Here is a 22,848-nt window from a genome sequence, read left to right as displayed (position 1 = left end):
TGCTCACAAATTTGTGCTAGAATCCGGCGATTCTCACTTGATGAACATATTTCACTTATAAATAGAGTTAAAGGAAAGCTTATGAAAGTGATCGAGGGTGGCTTCCCAGCGCCAAATGCAAAAATTGCTATCGTTATTTCTCGTTTCAACAGTTTTATTAACGAAAGCCTACTTTCTGGTGCGATCGATACACTAAAGCGTCACGGACAAGTAAGCGAAGACAACATCACGGTTGTGCGTTGTCCAGGTGCCGTAGAACTACCTCTAGTAGCTCAGCGTGTTGCTAAAACTGGCAAATTCGACGCTATTGTTTCTCTAGGGTCTGTTATTCGCGGTGGAACGCCTCACTTTGACTATGTTTGTAGTGAAATGAACAAAGGTCTAGCACAAGTGTCTATGGAATTCAGCATTCCAGTAGCATTTGGTGTTTTGACTGTTGATACGATCGATCAAGCGATTGAACGCGCAGGAACCAAGGCTGGTAATAAAGGTGCAGAGGCTGCACTAAGCGCACTTGAAATGATTAATGTACTATCTGAAATTGATTCCTAATGGGGGCCAGTGTGAAACCAGCCGCACGTCGTAACGCACGTCAATTCGCTCTACAGGCGATCTACTCATGGCAAATTACTAAAGAGAATGTTGCCAAGATTGAAGAACAGTTTTTGTCTGGCGACAAATACGATGAAGAAGAACTTCATGCATCTGAGCCAGCGCTTGCTGCTCCAGAGACAGACGTAGCTTACTTCCGTGAACTATTAAGCGGTGTTGTACTTAGCCACGCTGAGCTAGATAGCAAAATTCGTCCATACATCTCTCGTCCTATGCAGGATTTAGATATGATGGAACTTGCTCTTCTTCGCCTTGCTATGTACGAGATGACTCGTCGCGAAGATGTTCCTTACAAAGTTGTTATCAATGAAGCGATTGAACTTGCAAAAGTTTTCGCAGCAGAAGATAGCCACAAGTTTGTGAATGGTGTACTTGATAAAGCAGCACCTCACATTCGTAAGAAATAACGATTTCTTCAATGAAAAGGTCAGCACATGCTGACCTTTTTTGTATCAAAAGCTTTTACATCAAAAAGTAAGTGAATTATGTCTGGTGAATTTAATCTGATAGACAAGTACTTCGTCGGTCGTCAGAGCCAACGTAAAGATGTCCATCTAGCCGCTGGTGATGATTGCGCTTTGGTCAAAGCGCCAGCTAATGTTCAGATTGCGATTAGCACGGATACATTGGTAGCTGGAACGCATTTCTTAGCCGACGCGAACCCAGCATGGGTCGCACACAAAGCATTGGCTTCTAACATTAGTGATTTGGCGGCGATGGGCGCAACGCCTGCGTGGGTGAGCTTTGCATTAACGATGCCTGAGCCAGATGAAGAATGGCTTGCTCCTTTCTGTGATGCATTTTTCGAACTGGCTGATTACTATGGTATTCAGTTAATAGGCGGTGATACCACCAAAGGGCCATTGTGTCTGACACTCACGGTGCAAGGTTTTGTACCTGAAGACAAAGCGCTCACGCGATCCGGAGCCAAGCCTGGGGATTGGGTATACGTAACGGGAAACCTTGGCGATGCAAAAGCTGGCTTGGATGTGATTCTAGATGACTCTCTGCGCAGCAGAGCCGGCGCGGAAGCACTAGAGCGAGCTCATTACCTTAGTTCTCCGCGTGTGCTTGCTGGACAAGCTCTTGTTGGCTTAGCCTCGTCGGCGATAGATATTTCAGATGGTTTAATCTCTGATATTAAGCACATTTTACAGCGATCTCAGGTTGGGGTTAGTATTGATGTCTCTCAGCTACCGATCTCTTCAGAATTAGTTCAGTTTTTAGATGATAAGATCAGCGCGCAGCAGTATGCTTTAGCAAGTGGCGAAGAATACGAGTTGTGTTTTACCGTGCCGGAGCAAAATCGAGGCTCGTTACAAAGCGCTTTATCTCATACTGGCTGTAAGGTCACATGTATTGGTCAAATCCGACCAAATGGAACCTTCGAGCTGCATGATAACAATCAACCACTTGATTGGGACTTAAGTGGCTTCGACCACTTTAAATGATCTAAGCTAAGCTCTAGCCAAGAGCCTGTTACTATTGAGCAACTCACAGGCATGACGATTGAAACCAAACTAGCAGTATAGGTTTAAGGATATGACCAACCCTCTTTCTCTGATTTCATTAAAGAACCCGTGGCATCTATTGGCGACGGGTTTTGGCAGTGGATTATCCCCGTTTATCCCTGGAACAATGGGCACACTGGCGGCCGTGCCTTTCTTTTTGTTGTTGGCACAATTACCATTTACGGCGTATGTCATTGTTGTTCTGATTTCGTGTGTGATCGGCATTCAAATATGCCAAGTGACCTCTGCAGACATGAAAGTTCATGATCATGGTTCAATCGTATGGGATGAGTTTGCAGGCTTTTGGATTACGATGAGCATTGTACCTGCACTGAATATTCCACTCACTGAATGGAAGTGGTTGATCACTGGCTTCATCTTATTTCGTTTTTTCGATATGGTAAAACCTTGGCCAATTGGGTGGCTAGATAAGCGAGTTCACGGTGGGCTGGGTATTATGGTTGATGATATCGTGGCGGGAGTTATGGCCGGTGTTGCCCTGTTTCTAGTCGCAAAATATGCGGGCTGGATGAATTAAACGTTGACCGTAAAAAAAGGGATGCTATGAGCATCCCTTTTTACATTCTATTTTGCTAAATAATCCAAGATGGATTTTTCAATTCCTTTTGCATCGAGACCAAGCTCTTCATGCAGTTCATCTTGTGTTCCCTGATGAATAAACTCATCTGGTAAACCTAGGTTCAACACAGGTTTAATGATTTTATCTTTCATCATGAACTCAACGACACCAGCACCAGCACCACCCGCGATAACATTTTCTTCTAACGTCACGAGCACGTCATGATCTGCGGCTAGTTGACGAATCAATGCCTCATCGAGCGGCTTCACAAAGCGCATATCAGCAACAGTGGCGTTAAGGTATTCTGCCGCTTCTAGCGCGTTGCCCAAGAAAGTACCAAAGTTCAGAATAGCAACTTTTTCACCTTGGCGAACCATGCGCCCTTTACCGATTTCTAACGCCGTAAACTCAGTTTCGATTTCTACGCCCATCCCGCTACCACGAGGGTATCGAACCGCACTCGGGCCAGAATGCTTATGACCAGTGTAAAGCATTTGTCGGCACTCGTTTTCGTCGCTTGGCGCCATGATCACCATGTTCGGAATACAGCGCATAAAGCTCAAATCGAACGCACCTTGGTGAGTTTGACCATCTGCGCCAACGAGACCTGCGCGGTCGATCGCAAACATTACTGGTAAATCCATGATCGCGATATCGTGGATCAGCTGGTCATAACCACGTTGCAAGAAAGTCGAATAGATAGCAACGATTGGATGATCGCCCGCAATTGCCATGCCTGTTGCCAGTGTCACAGCGTGCTGCTCAGCAATCGCCACATCAAAGTATTGGTCTGGGTACTCTTTTGAGAAACGCACCATACCCGAGCCTTCGCGCATTGCTGGCGTAATTGCCATTAGCTTAGGATCTTGGGCCGCCATGTCACATAAAAAGTCACCGAAGATCTTTGAGTAAGTTGGCTTACCGCCACTGCTCTTCGGCAGACAATTATGCGTTGGATCGAATTTAGGAACACCATGGTAGCCGATAGGATCTTTCTCGGCAGGCTCATAACCTTTGCCTTTCTTGGTCATGATGTGTAGGAACTGAGGACCTTTGAGCTCACGCATATTTTTCAGCGTTTTGACGAGTTCATTGACGTCGTGTCCATCAATCGGGCCAATGTAATTAAAGCCGAACTCTTCGAACAGAGTACCAGGCACTACCATGCCTTTTAGGTGCTCTTCCGTACGGCGAACCAACTCTTTAATAGGTGGGACACCAGACAGCACTTTCTTGCCGCCTTCACGGATAGAAGTGTACAAGCTGCCAGAAAGTACTTTCGCAAGGTGGTTATTCAGGGCGCCGACGTTTTCTGAAATCGACATTTCGTTGTCGTTCAAAATCACCAACATATCAGGATGAACGTCGCCAGCGTGGTTCATGGCTTCGAATGCCATGCCTGCTGTAATTGCGCCATCACCAATCACACTGACGATTTTGCGACCTTTACCTTCTTTTTGTGCGCTGATGGCCATGCCAAGACCTGCACTAATCGATGTCGAAGAGTGGCCGACAGATAAGGTGTCATATTCACTTTCTTCACGCCAAGGGAAAGGGTGTAGACCATCCTTTTGGCGAATTGTTGGCATTTTATCGCGACGTCCGGTGAGGATTTTATGCGGGTAAGCCTGATGACCAACATCCCAGATCAATTTGTCGATAGGGGTGTTGTAAACATAATGCAGAGCGACAGTTAGCTCCACGGTGCCTAAGCCAGACGCTAAGTGTCCGCTAGATTGGCTCACTGAATTTAGCAGATACGTTCGCAGTTCATCACACAGATTTGGTAATGTTTCTTTCGGAAGAAGACGTAATTCTTCCGGTGTATTTGCTAACGCCAGTGTTGGGTACTTTGAAATATCAAGAGTCATATAAATGCGCGCTTATAGTGTTAATTTTTGCGCTCGATGACATATCGGGCGAACTCTTCGAGTAACTGAGTATTGTATGGGATAGCTTCCAATGCTTGAAGTGCTTCCTGTAACAGAGTGTGAGCTTTCTCTATGGCTCCCTCTAAACCCAGCAGGGAAGGATAAGTGCTCTTATTCAGACCTTGGTCGGAACCTTGAGGCTTACCCAGTGTTTCTGTGTCACTGATGATATCAAGAATATCGTCTTGAACCTGAAACGCCAAACCAATTGCTTTTGAGTAGCGCTCCAAGTGAGGTAGAACCTCGATACCTTTCTCACCAGCAGCTAATGCACCTAATTTTACCGCACAATCAATCAGAGCTCCGGTTTTTTTACGGTGTATCTCTTCCATTTCTTCAAGAGAAACTTGGCGATTTTCCGCGCCTAAATCTAAGGCTTGCCCTACACACATGCCGCTGGCACCAGAGGAATGCGCTAAGGCTTTGATCATATTGATGCGTTGAGCTTCTGCCGCCGGGCTTAATTGACCATCAGCAATAATAGTGAAGGCAAGGGTTTGTAGTGCATCACCTGTCAGTATTGCGGTTGCTTCATCAAACTTAATATGACAAGTTGGTTGACCTCGACGCAGTTCATCATCGTCCATGGCTGGCAGATCATCATGAATGAGTGAGTAGGCATGTATACATTCGATAGCAGCGGCGGGGGTGTCTAAGTCTTCAGGTTTACAGCCGAGCATTTGACCTGTGATGTAAACAAGAAAAGGGCGAACGCGTTTTCCACCTAGCAAAAGGCCGTATTTCATTGCTTGAATCAATGGCTGCTCTTGATATGGAAGCTGATCGAGCCACAAATTCAATTGCTGATTGTTTCTTTGTTGAAAAGACGTCAATGTCTGTTGCATCACATTGCTCACTACTGATTGTTATTCTGAATCTGGTTTGAAGTCACTCAGTGGTGCTTCATCATCTTCACTAAGAAGAATACTCACGCGCTGTTCGGCGTCGCTTAATTTAGTTTGGCCTGCACGAGCTAAGGCAATGCCTCGTTCAAACTTACGCAGGGCATCATCTAGAGCAAGATCGCCATTTTCTAATTGATCAACCAAGCTATCAAGCTCTTCAATGGTTGCTTCAAAGGTCATGTTTTCTGGTTTCTTGACCGCCATCTTTTTTCTGCCTTAATCAAGCCTCGGGTAAGATGCACGAAAGTTACCTTAGCCTAGTAACTTGGTCAAATTTAACCTTATATAATTGTCACAAAATTAGCGTTCAACGAGTCTAAGCGGTGAAACCCCATATTTTGGTTGAGGTTGTTAGGTGTAATTTGTGATCCATTAGCTAAGATTTTTCTAAAAATTCTGCGCGAGTTGTCGATACAGGTAATAATCCGCCCAATGGCAGTATTTGAGTATAGCGTGAGGAGTGCTTTGTGGATTTAGCAACCCTATTAGGTTTGATTGGTGGTTTTGCATTCGTCATTATGGCGATGGTGCTTGGTGGCAGCATCGGCATGTTTGTCGATGTCACGTCGATCCTTATTGTCGTTGGTGGCTCAATATTCGTCGTGTTGATGAAGTTCACAATGGGACAGTTTTTTGGTGCGACAAAGATTGCTGGCAAAGCCTTCATGTTTAAAGCGGATGAACCCGAAGACCTGATCGCAAAAATTGTGGAAATGGCCGACGCGGCGCGTAAAGGTGGTTTTCTTGCTCTTGAAGAGATGGAAATAAACAACACATTCATGCAGAAAGGCATTGATCTACTGGTTGATGGCCATGATGCCGACGTTGTGAGAGCGGCACTCAAAAAAGACATCGCGCTTACGGATGAACGACATACGCAAGGGACTGGCGTATTTCGCGCCTTTGGCGACGTTGCTCCTGCGATGGGAATGATTGGCACCTTGGTTGGTCTTGTTGCGATGCTTTCAAACATGGATGACCCTAAAGCGATTGGACCAGCAATGGCCGTTGCACTCTTGACCACATTGTATGGCGCGATCCTGTCCAATATGGTGTTTTTCCCTATTGCGGATAAGCTTTCTCTTCGCCGTGACCAAGAAACGCTAAATCGCCGTTTGATCATGGATGGCGTATTAGCGATTCAAGATGGCCAAAACCCACGAGTGATCGATAGTTACTTGAAGAACTACCTCAATGAAGGTAAACGTGCCCTTGAGATTGACGAGTAACTTGGAGAGTCGTGATGGATGATGAAGATAACAAATGCGATTGTCCGCCACCTGGCCTCCCGTTATGGATGGGGACATTCGCAGACTTGATGTCGCTACTGATGTGTTTCTTTGTTCTTCTGCTCTCGTTTTCTGAGATGGATGTACTGAAGTTCAAACAAATTGCAGGATCAATGAAATTTGCCTTCGGTGTGCAAAATCAGCTTGAAGTGAAAGACATTCCCAAAGGCACTAGCATTATTGCCCAAGAGTTTCGACCGGGTCGGCCGGAACCAACTCCGATTGATGTCATCATGCAGCAAACCATGGACATCACTCAGCAGACGCTCGAATTTCATGAAGGGGAGTCTGATCGAGCTGGTGGCACAAAACGTGATGAAGGCAAGTTAACGGGTGGGCAATCGCCAGAAACGTCAACTCAAAACAATGAATCTGCTGAAGCGGACATGCAGCAACAGCAATCTAAAGAGATGTCGCAAGAGATGGAAACCTTGATGGAAAGCATCAAGAAAGCCTTAGAGCGAGAGATTGAACAAGGCGCCATTGAAGTTGAAAACCTCGGTCAGCAGATTGTTATACGTATGCGTGAAAAAGGTGCATTCCCAGAAGGTTCGGCCTTCTTGCAGCCTAAGTTTCGTCCTTTAGTTCGTCAGATTGCAGAGCTAGTAAAAGACGTGCCAGGCATTGTTCGAGTATCTGGCCATACAGACAATCGACCGCTAGACTCGGAACTTTATCGTTCTAACTGGGATCTCTCTTCTCAGCGTGCAGTATCAGTCGCGCAAGAGATGGAGAAAGTGAGAGGCTTCTCTCATCAACGTTTGAGAGTGCGGGGTATGGCGGATACGGAGCCCTTGCTACCGAATGATTCTGATGAAAATCGTGCGCTTAACCGACGGGTTGAAATCAGCATTATGCAAGGCGAGCCTCTCTACAGTGAAGAAGTGCCAGTAATTCAATAACTAGGCTTTAGTTTTAAGTCAGTAAAGAGATAAGAAAGCGAGCAGATTGCTCGCTTTTTTTGTTTTTCCAATCCGCTTGGGTGTATAATCTTGCGCCTTAAAAGTGAGCTCAGACTACTTTTTGTGACTGAAACGCGGTTTTACTGCGTATGAAGTATTGAAGTTGAGTGTCACTCTTTGTTGATTGCGAAACTAACCTGCGAATTAGACTATGAAATTTATTGTAAAGCCCCATCCAGAAATTTTTGTAAAAAGTGAATCTGTGCGTAAGCGCTTCACAAAGATTTTAGAGTGCAACATTCGTAACATCATTAAGAGCCGCACGGAGTCTGTCGCGGTATTTAACCGTCGTGATCACATTGAAGTGACCTCTGAGAGTAACGAATTCCACGCTGAAGTTCTTGAGGTTTTGACTCATACACCAGGCATTCACCACGTACTGGAAGTGAAGCAAACTGAATTTAAAGACTTGCACGATATCTTCGAGCAAGTGCTAGAACTCAACCGTGCTGCACTCGAAAATAAAACCTTTGTTGTACGTGCGAAGCGTCGTGGCAAGCATGACTTTACCTCCATTGAACTAGAGCGTTATGTAGGCGGTGGTTTAAATCAAGCGATTGAAAGCGCTAGTGTTAAGCTACGAAACCCAGACGTGACGATCAAGGTGGAAGTCTCGAACGACAAGCTAAACCAAGTATTGTCTCGTCATAAAGGCCTAGGTGGTTTCCCACTGGGTACGCAAGAGGACGTGTTAAGCCTGATCTCGGGTGGTTTCGACTCTGGTGTTTCAAGCTATCTTCATATCAAGCGTGGTTCAAAAGTACATTACTGCTTCTTTAACTTAGGTGGTCCAGCACACGAAATCGGCGTTAAGCAGGTTTCTCACTACCTATGGAACAAATACGGTTCTTCAGCAAAAGTACGTTTTATCTCAGTTGATTTCGAGCCTGTGGTTGCGGAAATCCTAGAGAAAGTCGATGACGGCCAAATGGGCGTGATCTTGAAGCGTATGTTTATGCGTGCAGCAGGCATGATCGCTCAGAAGATGAAGATCGAAGCATTGGTAACAGGTGAAGCGCTAGGTCAAGTATCGAGCCAAACGCTAACCAATCTACGCCATATCGACAACGTAACAGACACGCTGATTCTGCGTCCGCTTATCAACTGGGATAAAGAAGACATCATCAATCTAGCACGTGAAATCGGCACAGAAGATTTCGCGAAGACAATGCCAGAATACTGTGGTGTTATCTCTAAGAAGCCAACCGTGAAAGCGGTGAAAGGCAAGCTAGAAGCTGAAGAAGAGAAATTCGACTTTAGTATCCTTGAGCAAGTGGTTCAAGAAGCTCGCATGATGGACATTCGTGATATCGCGAAAGAGTCTGAGCAAGCCGCACCAGAAGTAGAGCAAGTTCAAGCGGTAGAAGAGCACGCGGTTGTGCTAGATATTCGTAGTCCTGAAGAGGAAGACGATAACCCACTTGAAATCGAAGGTGTGGATGTGAAACATATCCCTTTCTACAAGCTGGGTACACAGTTTGGTGACTTAGACCAGTCTAAGACATACCTACTTTACTGTGACCGCGGTGTGATGAGCCGTCTGCAAGCGCTTTACTTGCAAGAGCAAGGCTTCAGCAACGTAAAAGTTTACCGTCCATAGCTGACTGTTAAAATACGTTAAAAGGCGCAAATTGAGACATCAATTTGCGCCTTTTTTGTTTTTGATCGCGTTACAGACAACCATTACTTAGCATAATGTTGAGGCTTATCGCAAAGCCATACACTTTGTGTTGATATAACGATAATTAATCCGAAAGAAGAGTAATAAAGTGATATTGCTGCCAGATATGCGGATGAGATTTTTGATAGATAAAAAAACACCGCCTAATTTAGGCGGTGTAACAAATTTGACAGACAGGTCAAAAATAAATACAGGAAGTATATGTTTTGTCACAGGGAGTGTGGACAAAACATTATGGTAGAAATCTACCTAACTCGAAATACGAGTTTGCAAACACAACATCGCAACAACGAAGCCAATTGATTTCCAAAGAAATCAAGCCGTTCAGGCCCGTGTTGCGGGGTGAAATATAGAATTTATCTGGCTGTTCGACAACGGACATTTTATAATGTTTCAGATTAAAAAAACTAATCCTATTAGAGGTCCCATATGTCTCGCAGATTGCCTCCATTAAATTCGCTTCGAGTCTTCGAAGCGGCTGCTCGTCATCTCAGTTTTACACGCGCAGCAGAAGAGTTATTTGTTACTCAAGCCGCGGTCAGTCACCAGATTAAAGCGCTTGAAGAGTTCTTATCATTGAAGCTCTTCCGTCGACGTAATCGTTCTTTGTTGTTAACAGAAGAAGGCCAAAGTTACTTTCTCGATATCAAAGATATTTTCACCTCGATTGCGGAAGCGACAGATAAGGTGTTGGAACGTAGTGAAAAAGGGGCATTGACGATTAGCCTACCGCCGAGTTTTGCTATCCAATGGCTTGTACCTCGTTTGGCCGATTTTAATGCTCAAGAGCCCGATATCGATGTACGTATTAAAGCCGTAGATATGGATGAAGGCTCACTGACTGATGATGTTGATGTGGCGATCTACTATGGCCGTGGGAACTGGCCAGGTTTGCGAGCAGATAAATTGTACCAAGAGTTTTTGATCCCACTTTGTTCACCTTCATTACTTTTGGGTAACAAACCATTAGAATCTTTAAGTGACCTCAAATTACATACTTTGTTACACGATACTTCGCGTAAAGACTGGAAGCAGTTTGCTCGTCATTACAACATTGAAGGCATCAACGTAAACCACGGTCCTATTTTTAGTCACTCAACGATGGTGCTACAGGCTGCTGCGCACGGTCAGGGGGTCGCGCTCGGTAACAACGTACTCGCCAAACCTGAAATGGAAGCCGGACGACTCATTGCACCATTCGACGAGGTGTTGATATCTAAGAATGCATTCTATGTGGTGTGTCATGAACAGCAGGCAGATATGGGCCGAATCGCAACGTTTAGAGACTGGATGTTAGCAACCGCGAGAAAAGAACAAGAGGAAGTATTGGATGAATCACTGGATAGCTGAGGGGCCTGAAAACGGACCGCTGTTTATTTTTGCTCACGGCGCAGGTGCGGGGATGGAGCATGACTTCATGACAGCTGTCGCCAAAGGATTAGTGGAGCAAGGTATTCGTGTAGTGCGTTTTAATTTCCCTTACATGGTGAAACGTTCGGAAGATGGCAAAAAGCGTCCGCCCGATCGAGCGCCAAAGTTGCTCGAAGCATACAGCGAAGTGATCGCTCACTTTACTTCTTCTCCCGTGGTTATTGGTGGTAAGTCAATGGGCGGTCGTATGTCGAGCTTGTTGGCTGAAAATGAGCTGGTGGCGGGCATTGCCTGTTTAGGGTTTCCATTTCACCCGCCGGGAAAGCCAGAGAAATACAAAGGCGAGCACTTAGCAACCATTGAGAAACCTACGCTGATTCTGCAAGGGGAACGAGACACCTTTGGTAAGCGTGAGGAATTCGATGATTTCGTCCTTTCGTCACAAGTAACGGTGAGCTTTTTACCTGATGGTGACCACAGCTTCAAACCGCGCAAGATCTCAGGTCATACTGAAGTGGGTAACATTGCACTCGTGATAGAGCAGTTAGCGGCGTTTATAAAAGAGGTGTACAGTGAAAAGTAAGTGGTTACTCTCATTCTCTGGTTTTTCTGGGCTGCTTTCGGTCGCTCTTGGAGCATTTGCTGCTCATGGGCTAAAAGCGACACTGGCCCCTTATTTGCTCGGTGTATTTGAGACCGGAGTTCTGTATCAATTTATTCACACGTTGGCGATTGTGTTTTGTGCCATTCTGCTTCTGCTCAATTTGGGACAAAAAGCACAAAAATATTTTTTCATTGCGGCGATTTGCTTTATTATCGGCATCTTTTGTTTTAGCGGCAGTCTTTACGCGCTGGCGCTGACGGGCATTAAGTGGTTTGGGCCAATTACTCCTGTGGGAGGATTACTGTTCATGATTGGTTGGTGTCTGTTCTTTTTTGCTGCGTTCAATATCAAAGAGGTCTCCAAGTGAAACAACTAATGCTCTATTGCCGTTCTGGCTTTGAGAAAGAGTGTGCTGGTGAAATTCAGGACAAAGCGACACAGTTGGAAGTGTATGGCTTCCCTCGTGTGAAGAGAAACTCAGGTTATGTTGTCTTCGAGTGTTACCAAGATGGAGATGCCGACAAACTTGCGAGAGGTTTAGACTTTAAGTCTTTAATTTTTGCTCGACAAATGTTTGCGGTAGCAGCTGAGTTTCAATCGTTGCCAAGTGATGACCGCATTAGTCCAATTTTGAATGAACTAGCAGACATTGAAGCATTCCCTCGTTGTGGTGATTTGAGAATTGAAACGCCAGATACAAATGAAGCGAAAGAGCTACTGAAATTCTGCCGTAAGTTTACCGTCCCAATGCGTCAAGCGTTGCGCGGCAAAGGCTTAATGCTGAACAAAGATAACGCCAAAAAACCAGTACTGCACATTTGCTTTGTTGAGCCTGGTCACTGTTACGTTGGTTACTCTTACACTGACAACAACTCACAGTTCTTCATGGGTATCCCTCGCCTTAAATTCCCAGCAGACGCTCCAAGTCGTTCAACACTTAAACTGGAAGAAGCATTTCATGTCTTTATTCCACGTGAAGAGTGGGATGAGCGTTTGGCACCAGGTATGTGGGGTGTGGATTTAGGTGCATGTCCAGGCGGTTGGACGTACCAATTAGTGAAGCGCTCAATGTTCGTTCACTGCGTTGATAACGGCATGATGGCAGACAGTTTGATGGAAACTGGCCAGATCAAACACCATATGGTGGATGGCTTTAAGTTCGAACCAGACCGCAAGAACGTAACATGGATTGTTTGTGACATGGTGGAAAAGCCAGCTCGTGTTGCTCACCTGATGGGACAGTGGCTGTTAAAAGGTTGGGCAAAAGAGGCCATCTTTAACCTTAAGCTGCCAATGAAAGGGCGTTATGACGAAGTGCTGCAAGACCTTGAAAATCTGAAGCAGTTCCTCATTGATAATAAGGTAAAGTTCAAGCTACAAGCTAAACATTTGTATCATGATCGTGAAGAGATCACGATTCATATCCAGTGTCTGTCGAATATTTCACCTTACTAACTTTATTCCCTGAGTCTTTTGGGGATAGTGATTAGAATAGAAAAAGCGCCTTCAAATGGCGCTTTTTTAATATCTGAGGGTTTCATGGTGTGAAACTACCATCGGGCACTACTCCGCTTTGTTTGGCCCTAAAAAGCGAATATCTTGCAAGTTAAAGCCTAGTTCTATATCGCACTTTAAAGCGGCGACGCGTTTACATAAACGAGCAGACTCAATGTGCTCATCCAATTTTTTACGGTATTTCGGTACGAGATCTTCACTAGCGTAGGCAGCTTCAATACTCTCAAACTGAGTGAGAATCTCTTTCGCTGCTTTCGGGCCAATTCCAGGTACGCCCGGAACCTGGCTAGAGCTTATCCCTGTCAATCCCCAGTAATCCGCTAGTTGACTTGGTTTTACGCCGAACTCTTTTTCGATAAATGGTTCATCTAACCAACGATGTTGGAAATAATCACGGATTTGTAGGGTAGGGGAAAGTAGCTGGCAGTAACCTTTGTCAGTCGAAACGATGGTGACTTTTTCACCATGGCTGGCCACTTTCGTTGCGAGTGTAGCAACCAAATCATCTGCTTCATCGCCTTCAGACAGCAATGAATCAATACCTTGCTCCCACCACGCTTGTTGAATCGCATCTAACCCTTGCAGTAGTGGCAGAGGCATTGGTTTTCGGTTTTGCTTATAGTCAGGGAGAATTTCAGCGCGCCAACCTCTGTCTTGTTCGTGGTGATCAAAAACTGCGATGATGTGTGTCGGGTTGGCCTCTGACAGAATGCGAGTGAGGGTTCTTTGCGTTGTGGTTATGGTTCTTGCTATGTCGGTTGGATCTGGTTGTGCTGAGTGCACTCGGCGGATCAGGTTTAGGGCATCAATGATAACAAGATGAATAGACATAATGACTTAGCAATAAAAAAGGGGCGTAATGCCCCTAGTGTAACGAATGCTAGCCTGACTATCGACCACCAATTTCCGGGTGAGCGATTCGATAACACGGTTCGTAGTCTGAACCGCCAGGTAATTTCATTCGGTGCTGTTCGACAAAGTCTTTTAGCAACTTATCGAGTTTTTTCATGAGGACTGCGTCGCCATGAATGGTGAAAGGCCCTCTACGTTCTATTTCTCGAATGCCTTCAGCCTTTACGTTACCTGCCACTATGCCAGAGAAGGCTTGACGCAAGTTGGCCGCTAAAACTTGCGGTTCTTGATCTAGGCTTAAATCCAATTGTTCCATCGACTCATGAGTAGGCTCGAATGGCAGTTGGAAGTTTGGCTCAATTTTCAATGACCAGTTAAAGCTGTACGCATCGCCTTTCTCTTTTCGGTGAAGGCGTACCGAGTCCATGGAGCGTTTCATAATACGAGCGACTTCTGCCGGGTCGTCAATGATGATCTCGTAGTGCTTTTGCCCTTCCTCACCAAGTGTGTCGCGAATGAACTCATCAATAGAGCGGAAGTACTCTTCACTCTCTTTTGGTCCTGTTAATACGATAGGCATTGGTTGATCGGCGTTATCCGGGTGCATCATGATGCCAAGAATGTACAGTAGCTCTTCCGCTGTGCCCGGGCCTCCTGGGAAAATAACGATACCATGAGCCATACGGACGAAAGCTTCCAAGCGCTTTTCGATGTCGGGCATGATGACCAGTTCATTTACTATTGGGTTTGGTGGCTCGGCCGCAATAATCGAGGGTTCGGTTAAACCAAGATAACGTTGCTGAGTATAACGTTGCTTTGCGTGCCCAATTGCTGCACCTTTCATCGGCCCTTCCATTGCGCCAGGGCCGCAACCTGTACAGATGTTAAGTTCACGCAGGCCCAGTTCGTTACCCACTTCACGTGTGTACTGATACTCCACTCCATTGATAGAGTGACCACCCCAACATACGACAAGATTCGGTGCGATACCTGGAGTTAATGCTCTGGCATTACGAAGAATGCCGAACACGAGGTTCGTAATGTGAATTGGGTTAGTAAGGTTGAGCCGTTGGGCGTCTGCCAAATGCATGTTTACGTAAACGATATCACGCAATACGGAGAACAGATGCTCTTGGATACCTTTAATTATTTCGCCGTCAACAAAAGCGTGCTCTGGTGGATTAGTCAGCTCAAGCTTAATACCACGCTCACGACGCACGACGTTGACATCAAACGATTGGTATTTATCGAGCAGTTCTTTCGAGTTATCGGTATGGCTACCGGAGTTCAACACCGCTAATGTGCAATTACGGTACAGCTGATAAAGTTCACTCGAGGCTGTGTTCTTTAAGCGCTCTACTTCTAGTTGAGATAGCAAGTCCATGCTACCAGCGGGGCTTATATGGGTAATCATAACGCCTCCTTGTGTTGCATTAATTTGAGGGAAAGTACCAACTTACCTTTTTGGTGTTATACGTATGGTTTGATGAAAGGTAGTTGGCCGATTTGGTTTTATGGTTATCAACTCCCAAGCAACCTCAAGATGATACATTTGCCTTTTATAAATACATCATCTTGAAGTGACTTGGGTTTTTACAGCTTAGCAGACTAAAAGGGAAGAAATGTGATAACTCGTTGAAAATGGGTGGTTATAAAGCGCAGATTGCACCAAATTTGGTTTGTTTGCTCGCTTTTTGTACGAATCTTAGCTCCAGTTAAGCTGGTTTGTTCCACGTTTTTTAGCGTCCGCAAGCATCTTGCCAAGACGATCGAGCACATACTCTGGCGTATCGGACTCTTTGAAAGACGTCGATACAGCAGCTAAGGTAATCATGATATTTTGCTCACGGAACTTAAAGGGTAATTGGCTAATATCACGCTGGATATGCTTAATCAGATCCAGTGTGTATTCTTCAGATTGTTCCGGGACGAGTAGAATGAACTCCTCGCCACCAAAGCGAGCCACTGTTTCCGTTTCTGATACGCGCTTGTTAATAGTACGAGCGATAATCTTCAGCGCTTTATCGCCAGCCGTATAACCATAGCTATCATTCACCGCTTTGAAATTGTCTACATCAAACAGCACAACACGAAGGTTTTGCTGAGAGCGAATCCAACGGCGATACTCTAGCTCTAGTCGATCGTTAAATGCAGTGCGGTTATAAACTTTAGTCAGCGGGTCGAGCAACATACGCTGAGCTTGGTCATCTAAGCGTCGACGATAATCTTGCGTAGTTTCAAATACCGCTTCGAGTTGGTTCTTACTGTAACTTAACCGCTCTTGCAGCGCTTGCTCTCGCTCTTCCGTCATTTTCAGTCGCTCTGTCAGCGACGCCATTTTTTCGAGAAGAGGCGTGATTTCTTTTTTCACAACCGCGATATCTTGAGCTTGATTAAGTGACTTTTGGCTTAATTCAACCAAGCTGTTCATTTCTGTGTTGAGCTCTTGGCGGTGTTCAAAGTAGGTATGATGCTGGTCGACGTTCTGATGAACGGTTTTTAGGTTACTTGCGAGAGAAGTGTTCAGCTGATCAAGGAATTGGCTAGACGCCTCGCGCTCGAACTTTGTTGCTTCGACAACCAATTTCAGCGTTGAGAGCGTAAGCTCAATGAGAGACTCGGCACTCACGCCAAGGAGCAACTTAGCGCGAATATCCAGCAATCTATCGCCTGATTCTCCCTCGAAATCCAGCTCTGTAATAGTATGTTGGAGGTCGCTGGCTAAGCACTCAAGCTGAGATCTGTCGGGATTGTTTTCAAATTCGCTAAGATGTAGACGTGAATTAGACGTGATGATTTTCAGAGCGCGTTCGTAAATACTCAGTAGCTTAGTGGCTTGATCAGCTTTATTGCTGGCGTGAACTTCAGAGAAACTCATCAGGTTCCGTAGTTCACGTTTTAACTGCGCAGGTAAGCCCGTGACACGTTGCAGTGTTTCACCACTGTGCTTGATTTGTTCGTCAAGGTAACCGTTCTGTTTATCCATCGTCTTCGACTGCTGTTTGAGCATCCTCTCTAATACCGCTAAACGCGGGATAAGAGTGCTGATATCTTTTTGATGTTGCAGCTCTTGTTGGATTTCAAATAGGTAGTTGGATACCTGAGTATTCGAACCCTGGCAAGCTGAAGACAATGATGCCACAACGCGTTTAAGAACTTGTTGTTCACGTTTGAATTTGAGTGAAGTATCACGATGAGTCAGTCTGAGTTGGTCAAGTTGACAACTCAGCTGATGCAGCTGCGACTGAATATCGGATTCCAAGATTCCCATGAAGTGACTACGGTTAAGTCCATGTACTACTGACAATTATCTGATAATAACAAAAAACTTTATAGCGTCATTAGTTATTACGTTCAACAGGCGTTTAATTATCCATTTTTTAATATTTTCTTGATGTCGTCCTCATTCTTGTAGGACGAATGGATCTTGATCAGGCCTTGGCTAATGGCATGTTGACAGGCAGTTCTTATGTTACCTGTTGCAAAGCTAGCAGCAGGCGCATTATCGATGGCTTTTAAGAACACCCAGTGGCTTTGCTTATCCTTCAAGCTGACTTCTCGTGCGATGTGAGTCGCAAGCAACAACAGATCGAGTAATTCCTCATCGTTAATTGCAGTGTAGGCTCGGGGTAAGAACGGATAATCGCTGATGCCCATACGAATAATACGATTGACGTTGTGCTGCTGTGCGAACTCATCCACCCAAGTCTGGAATTTTTCGAACATGACTTCGGCAGAAGCATCACGGTCAGCGTTCGGTTCTATGTAGAGTAAGTTCGCATCTGAGAAATGGTAAAGACGCGACGGTTTTTCTATTTTTTCCGCAAGGAAGTCGCCAAATGCACGTTCTAGTTCTAGACCTGCCTTATAGCCGTTATGGACGTACATGCTTCGTAAGAATGGCAAATCGATCATAACAAAGCGTAGGCGATCATTAAGTGGTTCGTGGATCAATTCACCCATTTGCCATTGCTCGAAAGTTTCGCTCGACTTTTTCAATGAGCGAGAAAGCTTAACATTCAGCATACGCAAGTTACGTAAACGAGAGCGAGAGTGGGTGAAGAGGTCGTTACGCAGTTTTTCGATTTCACTTGCTTGGCGCTGCATAATGACACCACGGCGCATAATGAACAAAAACATGACCAAGACAGTAATAAACAATGCAAATGAGATTTTCTGGAATTTACGATGCTCTCTTTCCACTTGCTCTAAGCGTTCTGATTGACCGATGTAATGGATGGTTTGTTCGGCAAATTCTTTTTGCTGACGGAACGCATCCTCACTGATTTGGTTAAGCTGCTTTTGTTCTAGACGAACGAGGTTGGTGTATTTTTTATAAGCTTGCAGAGAAAGTTTGTATTCGCCTGCCTGCTCGTAACCCAACCCAAGTAAACGGTATGACTGCTGCTTAATGAAGTTGTTATTTTCAGGTGACTTTTCAGCAAGCGCTAACGCCAGCTTAGCATTAGTAATGACGTCTTTACTGTCATTTTGATGATAAGCCAGACCTGACTGAAGCAGGGCAGCCTTTGCTTCAAGCTTAGGAATATTGGTGTATTCTAAAAGCTCTTTAGAGCGGTCTAAGTACTGCTCTGCTAGCGCGTAGTTATAGAGTTGTAGGTAGGTAGCCGCCAAGCTTAAGCGAATTTTAATGATTCTATTGATGTTCTTACTGGTACTTTCATGGTCAAGCACGTTGAAGTAATGCACTAACGCAAGGTTAAACTTACCCTGATAAAAGTAGATGTCGCCCATTTGCTCTAGGACGTCCGCTAGGATCGGAGAGCTAGGGTAAGAGTCATAAAAATCTGCGGCTTGAGATAAGTATTCGATCGCTTTGTCGTACACTCGTCGCTCCTGGAAGAGCCTAGCCAAAAGGCGATTCACTTTTGCTAATCTTGCACCACTGTTACTTTCAATAGATTGCCAATAACCGTATAGCAGTTCTGACAAAGCCAAATTGTATTTCTTGCTATTGAGGTAAAACTCGCCGACGGCTGTGTAGTAGTCGATCAAGGCTAACTCAGAGCGGCTATCGTCAAGCATGGTCTTTGCTTCAGAGTACAAGTTTTCCGCTTTAATGATATCGCCACTATGTGAAGCGAGGAGTGCTCTTTGCATCACTAGTCGGTAGCGAACGCTGTCGGTGCGTTGTAATACGGCATCGGCTTCATCGAGCTGTTGTTCAATTTGGTTAAGCGTGTCTTCCGCTTTTGAGTAGTTTTCGTCGTACATCCAAATCATTTGGTTGCGCATCAGCTGGAGATCTAAGTCCATGTACGGCAATTGATATTCTTGCGCTAAGCGTTCCGCTTTATTTAGGTGCTCGATAGCCGAACGAACATTACCCATGGCGTAATCTGCCTGAGCGATAATCTTGTGCGCTTCGATGGTGCTGCTTGGTGTGCGAACGCTACGATCTGTTTCGTCGCGAGACATGGCTGAAGGGCTGTCACTTTCTTTGCGTTCTGTTAGCTCACGCTGTGACAAATAGTTGGTTGCCGCTTGTTTTGCTTGTGATGGTTCTATTTCCGCCAATTGTTGTGCTTCGTTGAGTAACGCGGACGATAAAATGGTTGCATGAAGTGGCTGTACAAACAGCAAGCAAAGAAAGCCAATCAATTTGAATAGACGCGAACTGTCCCAAAACATCCTTTCGTTCCCTCGAACTGTTTTTAGATATGGCGATAACGGCGAAAAGCCTCAATTAGCCGTTTAAATGCGGGTTGAAGCCATTTGATATAGTAACATGCTTGGACAATAAAAACGTCCGGCAACCCTTTAGATTGCCGAACTTATTTCTGTTGCCTATGCGCTTACTGACGAGCCATACGGTGATTGTGAGCTGGCTTATCTTGTTCCGTTGAGCGGTAAGGGTTGATATCCAAGCCACCACGACGCGTATAGCGGGCAAATACGGTCAGTTTGCTTGGTTGGCAGTATTTCATTAGATCCGTAAAAATACGCTCTACACACTGCTCGTGGAACTCATTGTGCTCGCGGAAAGACACTAAGTAACGTAACAGCTTCTCACGTTCTATTTTTGCGCCTTGGTAGCGAATTTCTACACTGCCCCAGTCGGGTTGGTTAGTGATCAAACAGTTTGATTTCAATAGGTGGCTATGTAGCACCTCTTCAACTTGTACTTCACCTGCTGCACCTTCAAGCAAATCGGCATCGAAATCGTAACTGGTGATGTCAATGTCTTGGTCATCAATACATTCACCGTCCATTGTCACGATAGGTTGATTGGTATAGTGAGTCACTGGATTCACCTCAACCAGCACCTTTTCACCTGCGCATTCAGACAGGTCTTGTGTTAAACGCTCAGTCACTTCTTCCCAGCTTGCAAAGCGGGTTTGGTTGTAGCTGTTTAAGTACAGTTTGAAAGACTTCGATTCAATCAAGTTTGCGCTGGTGGCTGGAATGTATACTTCGCCAACGGCCACTTGTGGTAAACCTTTACTATTTAACCAAGACAGTTCATACAGCGTCCAAATGTCGTGCCCCATGAAAGGCAGAGTATCGCCTAACTGAAGGTCATCTCGGTTCAGGCTGCGAGGGACTGGTTGCAGCAAGCTTGGGTCATACTGGTTCGCATACTCGGTCGTTTTACCTAGTGTTAGGCCAGCAAGCTCTTTAGCGTCAGAATATTTGCTCATACTTTGTGGTCGTTTTCGATTAGAATGGCGAGAATTTTACTGAATCCGCTGGTCAATTGCCATCAGGCAAGTACGGCTATCTGATAAATAAGGAATGAGGAGACCTTCATGACCCAAAACGTTACTCAGGCGCTACAAGAGTTCAGCCTGCGCTACCAACAAGCTTGGCAAGCTAAGCACAATGAGTTGCCAAGCAGTGAAGAGCTTGCAGAGCTTGTTTCTCCTTGTGTCGAAGAGAAGCGTGATGGAAAGGTGCTTTGGAAAGCGGTCGCACGTGATGAAATGGCCGATTTCACCAATGTGGAAAATGCGATTGAGTTGTCACTGCAAGATGATGTTAAAGCCTTTTATGGTTCTCAATACTGCGCCGATATGGAGGCAACTTGGCAAGGTAATTCGTTGACGCTGCTGCAAGTCTGGAGCGATGATGATTTCGTGCGTCTACAAGAAAATATTCTTGGTCATTTGGTGACGCAGCGCCGCTTGAAACTTAAACCAACAGTATTTATCGCAGCGACAGGTGAGGAAATGGATGTGATTTCTATTTGTAACCTCACTGGCAATGTGATTCTAGAGCGTTTGGGCACCTCTAAACGTGATGTATTGGCAGATTCATTGGTTGAGTTCTTGAATAAGTTAGAGGCTGCCGTCTAAGTATGTATGTTGTTGAGTTGCAGTTTGAGTGTTTTGATAACACCACCGTCAGCGCGGTAGACAAAGCCATTAATGGCTTGATGGATGCTCTGCGTTACAACGGCCAAGTATTAGGTCGTGAATTTCCGATAGTGATGGGAGAAGGTGAATTTTTCGTTCGTGTTGTTTGCCCAGAACAAGACAGCTTGCATCCACGTTATCACTCAGATTTCGTCAAAGTGTGCATGAACCGTTTGTCGGATGCGTCTTTGCTTGCACCGAAAATGCGTATGCTGGGGCGTGATTTGAATTCAGAACAAGCAGCCGAAGAAGAGACACCTAGCTGGCAAGTGTTGTACACGACTTATGTTCATACGTGTTCGCCTTTGCGAAGTGGTGAAACCCTGTTGCCAATTCCTTTGTATCGTAATGAGCCAACACTTAATGGAGACCATAAAGCTGTCATTAAGTGGCAGACTGAGTGGCAAGCGTGTGATGAAATCCAAATGGCAGGGGGCTGCCGAGCGGAACATGCGGCGCTGCACGAAATTTGCGATGTGGATAGTGTGCTGTTTCGCCGAGGTTGGGACTTACGTGGCCGTATCGAATACATCACGAAGATCCCTACGTACTATTACCAGTATCGTGTCGGTGGTCAGTCGCTGGAGAGCGAGAAAGCGCGCAAGTGTCCAAAATGCGATGGCGAGTGGCTACTCGATGAGCCACTACATGACATATTTCATTTTAAGTGTGATGACTGCCGAATCGTGTCGAATATCTCTTGGGACCATCTTAAGTAGCGAATTGAAGCTACTTAAATGGGCAGATAGACAAATAGAAAGGGCTGATGTTTTCACATCAGCCCTTTTGTGTTTAGAACGTTTATGTTTAGAACGTTGTTTTCAGTCATGTTTTGAAAAGTGGGATTACCAACCTTTCACAACACCGCCTTTGAACAGCTCTTTTGCCGCTTCGTAAACTTCTTCCGTTTGGTAAGCTTTTACGAAGTTTTGTACGTTTTGCGCATTAACATTTTCTTCGCGAGCGACAATTAGGTTTACGTATGGTGAGTCTTTATCTTCAACGAACACGCCGTCACGCTCTGGCGATAGGTCGATAGAGCTTGCGTAAGTGGTGTTGATGATAGATAGCGTTACGTCATCCAGTGAACGTGGAAGCTGTGGGGCTTCTAGTTCAATGATTTCGATATTTTTAGGGTTGCCTACGATGTCACGTACTGTAGCGAGTAGACCAACGCCATCACGTAGCGTAATCAAACCTTGTTGCTCAAGAAGCAGTAGTGAGCGACCTAGGTTCGTTGGGTCGTTTGGTACTGCGATGCGTGCGCCATCTTGAATTTCATCAATTGATTTTACTTGCTTTGAGTAACCAGCAATAGGGTAAACGAATGAGTTACCCGCGATAGCCAGTTTGTAGCCGCGGTCTTTCACTTGTTGGTCTAGGTATGGTTTGTGCTGGAACGCATTCGCGTCTACTGAACCATCATCCAGAGCGGCGTTTGGTGTTACGTAATCGGTAAATGTTACTAGCTCAACATCTAGGTTGTATTTCTCTTTTGCTACTTTAGCGGCAACTTCGGCTACTTGTGCTTCAGCACCAGCAATAACGCCAACTTTTACTTTGTTTACGTCTACTTCTTTGTCGCCGCAACCCGCTAGAGCAAGAGCAGAGGCGGCCGTTGCTACAGTCAAAAGACCTTTAAGGCTAAATTTCATCTTT

The 22,848-nt window shown here is 45.3% G+C and carries 22 protein-coding genes; 13 read left to right on the top strand and 9 right to left on the bottom strand.

Features of this window, described 5'->3' with window-relative positions; genetic code table 11:
• Positions 1-81 precede the first annotated feature (81 nt).
• The 4 genes from ribE to pgpA all read left to right on the top strand — a co-directional run bounded on the left by ribE (position 82) and on the right by pgpA (position 2,661).
• Positions 82-552 (top strand): 6,7-dimethyl-8-ribityllumazine synthase, encoded by a 471-nt coding sequence (gene ribE, locus R7P67_RS12835; protein WP_005381572.1) that lies wholly within the window; start codon positions 82-84, stop codon positions 550-552.
• Positions 552-1,019: a transcription antitermination factor NusB gene (gene nusB / locus R7P67_RS12830; protein WP_005381571.1), complete on the top strand. Its 468-nt coding sequence runs from the start codon at positions 552-554 to the stop codon at positions 1,017-1,019. Before ribE ends, nusB begins: the two co-directional genes overlap by 1 nt.
• A gap of 78 nt (positions 1,020-1,097) precedes the next feature.
• Positions 1,098-2,063 carry a thiamine-phosphate kinase gene (gene thiL / locus R7P67_RS12825; protein ID WP_005381570.1) on the top strand — a complete coding sequence of 322 codons (966 nt, stop codon included), beginning with the start codon at positions 1,098-1,100 and terminating at the stop codon, positions 2,061-2,063.
• Between the two features lie 91 nt (positions 2,064-2,154).
• Positions 2,155-2,661, top strand: coding sequence for a phosphatidylglycerophosphatase A (pgpA, locus tag R7P67_RS12820; protein ID WP_031780838.1), 507 nt, complete (start codon positions 2,155-2,157; stop codon positions 2,659-2,661).
• A gap of 47 nt (positions 2,662-2,708) precedes the next feature.
• On the opposite strand, the gene dxs is transcribed toward pgpA, so the two are convergent.
• From dxs to xseB, 3 genes are read right to left on the bottom strand one after another with little or no spacing between them, the layout of a single operon-like run.
• Positions 2,709-4,574: a 1-deoxy-D-xylulose-5-phosphate synthase gene (gene dxs, locus R7P67_RS12815; protein ID WP_005383623.1), complete on the bottom strand. Its 1,866-nt coding sequence runs from the start codon at positions 4,572-4,574 to the stop codon at positions 2,709-2,711.
• Between the two features lie 20 nt (positions 4,575-4,594).
• A complete protein-coding gene (gene ispA / locus R7P67_RS12810; RefSeq protein WP_005383621.1) occupies positions 4,595-5,479 on the bottom strand; it encodes a (2E,6E)-farnesyl diphosphate synthase in 885 nt (294 codons plus the stop codon).
• 21 nt (positions 5,480-5,500) lie between these two features.
• Entirely contained in the window at positions 5,501-5,743 is a 243-nt protein-coding gene (xseB, locus tag R7P67_RS12805) for an exodeoxyribonuclease VII small subunit (protein WP_005381566.1), read from the bottom strand.
• A gap of 263 nt (positions 5,744-6,006) precedes the next feature.
• Here xseB and pomA point away from each other — a divergent pair, with 263 nt between their 5' ends.
• The 7 genes from pomA to rlmM all read left to right on the top strand — a co-directional run bounded on the left by pomA (position 6,007) and on the right by rlmM (position 12,901).
• Positions 6,007-6,768 (top strand): flagellar motor protein PomA, encoded by a 762-nt coding sequence (gene pomA, locus R7P67_RS12800; protein ID WP_005381564.1) that lies wholly within the window; start codon positions 6,007-6,009, stop codon positions 6,766-6,768.
• A gap of 14 nt (positions 6,769-6,782) precedes the next feature.
• Complete coding sequence (locus tag R7P67_RS12795; RefSeq protein ID WP_042521210.1) at positions 6,783-7,730, top strand: flagellar motor protein MotB; 948 nt, start codon at positions 6,783-6,785, stop codon at positions 7,728-7,730.
• A gap of 211 nt (positions 7,731-7,941) precedes the next feature.
• Positions 7,942-9,390: a tRNA uracil 4-sulfurtransferase ThiI gene (gene thiI, locus R7P67_RS12790; RefSeq protein WP_005383617.1), complete on the top strand. Its 1,449-nt coding sequence runs from the start codon at positions 7,942-7,944 to the stop codon at positions 9,388-9,390.
• 510 nt (positions 9,391-9,900) lie between these two features.
• Positions 9,901-10,821: a transcriptional regulator GcvA gene (locus tag R7P67_RS12785; protein ID WP_005383616.1), complete on the top strand. Its 921-nt coding sequence runs from the start codon at positions 9,901-9,903 to the stop codon at positions 10,819-10,821.
• On the top strand, positions 10,802-11,425 hold the full coding sequence (locus R7P67_RS12780; RefSeq protein ID WP_154204797.1) for an alpha/beta fold hydrolase: 624 nt from the start codon (positions 10,802-10,804) through the stop codon (positions 11,423-11,425). The genes R7P67_RS12785 and R7P67_RS12780 overlap by 20 nt, the downstream gene beginning before the upstream one ends.
• On the top strand, positions 11,415-11,813 hold the full coding sequence (locus R7P67_RS12775; protein WP_154204796.1) for a DUF423 domain-containing protein: 399 nt from the start codon (positions 11,415-11,417) through the stop codon (positions 11,811-11,813). Before R7P67_RS12780 ends, R7P67_RS12775 begins: the two co-directional genes overlap by 11 nt.
• Positions 11,810-12,901: a 23S rRNA (cytidine(2498)-2'-O)-methyltransferase RlmM gene (gene rlmM, locus R7P67_RS12770; RefSeq protein WP_017820611.1), complete on the top strand. Its 1,092-nt coding sequence runs from the start codon at positions 11,810-11,812 to the stop codon at positions 12,899-12,901. The genes R7P67_RS12775 and rlmM overlap by 4 nt, the downstream gene beginning before the upstream one ends.
• 108 nt (positions 12,902-13,009) lie before the next feature.
• On the opposite strand, the gene xni is transcribed toward rlmM, so the two are convergent.
• The 5 genes from xni to queF all read right to left on the bottom strand — a co-directional run bounded on the left by xni (position 13,010) and on the right by queF (position 20,475).
• Positions 13,010-13,792 carry a flap endonuclease Xni gene (xni, locus tag R7P67_RS12765; protein ID WP_005381982.1) on the bottom strand — a complete coding sequence of 261 codons (783 nt, stop codon included), beginning with the start codon at positions 13,790-13,792 and terminating at the stop codon, positions 13,010-13,012.
• Positions 13,793-13,850: 58 nt separating this feature from the next.
• Entirely contained in the window at positions 13,851-15,227 is a 1,377-nt protein-coding gene (ppnN, locus tag R7P67_RS12760) for a nucleotide 5'-monophosphate nucleosidase PpnN (protein ID WP_005383611.1), read from the bottom strand.
• Positions 15,228-15,518: 291 nt separating this feature from the next.
• Entirely contained in the window at positions 15,519-17,084 is a 1,566-nt protein-coding gene (locus tag R7P67_RS12755) for a sensor domain-containing diguanylate cyclase (protein ID WP_005381978.1), read from the bottom strand.
• 98 nt (positions 17,085-17,182) lie between these two features.
• Positions 17,183-19,465, bottom strand: a complete 2,283-nt coding sequence (locus tag R7P67_RS12750; RefSeq protein ID WP_017635678.1) for a tetratricopeptide repeat protein — start codon at positions 19,463-19,465, stop codon at positions 17,183-17,185.
• 164 nt (positions 19,466-19,629) lie between these two features.
• On the bottom strand, positions 19,630-20,475 hold the full coding sequence (gene queF, locus R7P67_RS12745; RefSeq protein WP_104975931.1) for an NADPH-dependent 7-cyano-7-deazaguanine reductase QueF: 846 nt from the start codon (positions 20,473-20,475) through the stop codon (positions 19,630-19,632).
• A gap of 108 nt (positions 20,476-20,583) precedes the next feature.
• On the opposite strand from queF, the gene syd reads away from it, so the two are divergent.
• Both syd and R7P67_RS12735 read left to right on the top strand, forming a co-directional pair.
• A complete protein-coding gene (gene syd / locus R7P67_RS12740; RefSeq protein ID WP_005383606.1) occupies positions 20,584-21,129 on the top strand; it encodes a SecY-interacting protein in 546 nt (181 codons plus the stop codon).
• 2 nt (positions 21,130-21,131) lie between these two features.
• Positions 21,132-21,908, top strand: a complete 777-nt coding sequence (locus R7P67_RS12735; RefSeq protein WP_005383605.1) for a Zn-ribbon-containing protein — start codon at positions 21,132-21,134, stop codon at positions 21,906-21,908.
• Between the two features lie 126 nt (positions 21,909-22,034).
• Here R7P67_RS12735 and R7P67_RS12730 read toward each other — a convergent pair whose 3' ends face one another.
• The gene (locus R7P67_RS12730; protein WP_005381966.1) at positions 22,035-22,844 is read right to left on the bottom strand and encodes a MetQ/NlpA family lipoprotein; all 810 of its coding nucleotides are present in this window, start codon (positions 22,842-22,844) and stop codon (positions 22,035-22,037) included.
• Between the last annotated feature and the right edge of the window lie 4 nt (positions 22,845-22,848).

The organism is Vibrio sp. Vb0937, assembly GCF_033338855.1.
Note: the sequence above shows the minus strand (reverse complement) of the source record. Positions and strands in the feature narration are given on the sequence as shown.

What these genes read in the sequence shown, in the direction of transcription:
- ppnN (WP_005383611.1), bottom strand. Translation starts at nt 15,227, where the DNA reads ATGATTACCCATATAAGCCCCGCTGGTAGCATGGACTTGCTATCTCAA.
- pgpA (WP_031780838.1), top strand. Translation starts at nt 2,155, where the DNA reads ATGACCAACCCTCTTTCTCTGATTTCATTAAAGAACCCGTGGCATCTA.
- R7P67_RS12795 (WP_042521210.1), top strand. Translation starts at nt 6,783, where the DNA reads ATGGATGATGAAGATAACAAATGCGATTGTCCGCCACCTGGCCTCCCG.
- ribE (WP_005381572.1), top strand. Translation starts at nt 82, where the DNA reads ATGAAAGTGATCGAGGGTGGCTTCCCAGCGCCAAATGCAAAAATTGCT.
- R7P67_RS12735 (WP_005383605.1), top strand. Translation starts at nt 21,132, where the DNA reads ATGTATGTTGTTGAGTTGCAGTTTGAGTGTTTTGATAACACCACCGTC.
- xni (WP_005381982.1), bottom strand. Translation starts at nt 13,792, where the DNA reads ATGTCTATTCATCTTGTTATCATTGATGCCCTAAACCTGATCCGCCGA.
- R7P67_RS12785 (WP_005383616.1), top strand. Translation starts at nt 9,901, where the DNA reads ATGTCTCGCAGATTGCCTCCATTAAATTCGCTTCGAGTCTTCGAAGCG.
- thiL (WP_005381570.1), top strand. Translation starts at nt 1,098, where the DNA reads ATGTCTGGTGAATTTAATCTGATAGACAAGTACTTCGTCGGTCGTCAG.
- R7P67_RS12730 (WP_005381966.1), bottom strand. Translation starts at nt 22,844, where the DNA reads ATGAAATTTAGCCTTAAAGGTCTTTTGACTGTAGCAACGGCCGCCTCT.
- dxs (WP_005383623.1), bottom strand. Translation starts at nt 4,574, where the DNA reads ATGACTCTTGATATTTCAAAGTACCCAACACTGGCGTTAGCAAATACA.
- ispA (WP_005383621.1), bottom strand. Translation starts at nt 5,479, where the DNA reads ATGCAACAGACATTGACGTCTTTTCAACAAAGAAACAATCAGCAATTG.
- R7P67_RS12755 (WP_005381978.1), bottom strand. Translation starts at nt 17,084, where the DNA reads ATGGGAATCTTGGAATCCGATATTCAGTCGCAGCTGCATCAGCTGAGT.
- R7P67_RS12750 (WP_017635678.1), bottom strand. Translation starts at nt 19,465, where the DNA reads ATGTTTTGGGACAGTTCGCGTCTATTCAAATTGATTGGCTTTCTTTGC.
- nusB (WP_005381571.1), top strand. Translation starts at nt 552, where the DNA reads ATGGGGGCCAGTGTGAAACCAGCCGCACGTCGTAACGCACGTCAATTC.
- xseB (WP_005381566.1), bottom strand. Translation starts at nt 5,743, where the DNA reads ATGGCGGTCAAGAAACCAGAAAACATGACCTTTGAAGCAACCATTGAA.
- queF (WP_104975931.1), bottom strand. Translation starts at nt 20,475, where the DNA reads ATGAGCAAATATTCTGACGCTAAAGAGCTTGCTGGCCTAACACTAGGT.
- R7P67_RS12780 (WP_154204797.1), top strand. Translation starts at nt 10,802, where the DNA reads ATGAATCACTGGATAGCTGAGGGGCCTGAAAACGGACCGCTGTTTATT.
- thiI (WP_005383617.1), top strand. Translation starts at nt 7,942, where the DNA reads ATGAAATTTATTGTAAAGCCCCATCCAGAAATTTTTGTAAAAAGTGAA.
- syd (WP_005383606.1), top strand. Translation starts at nt 20,584, where the DNA reads ATGACCCAAAACGTTACTCAGGCGCTACAAGAGTTCAGCCTGCGCTAC.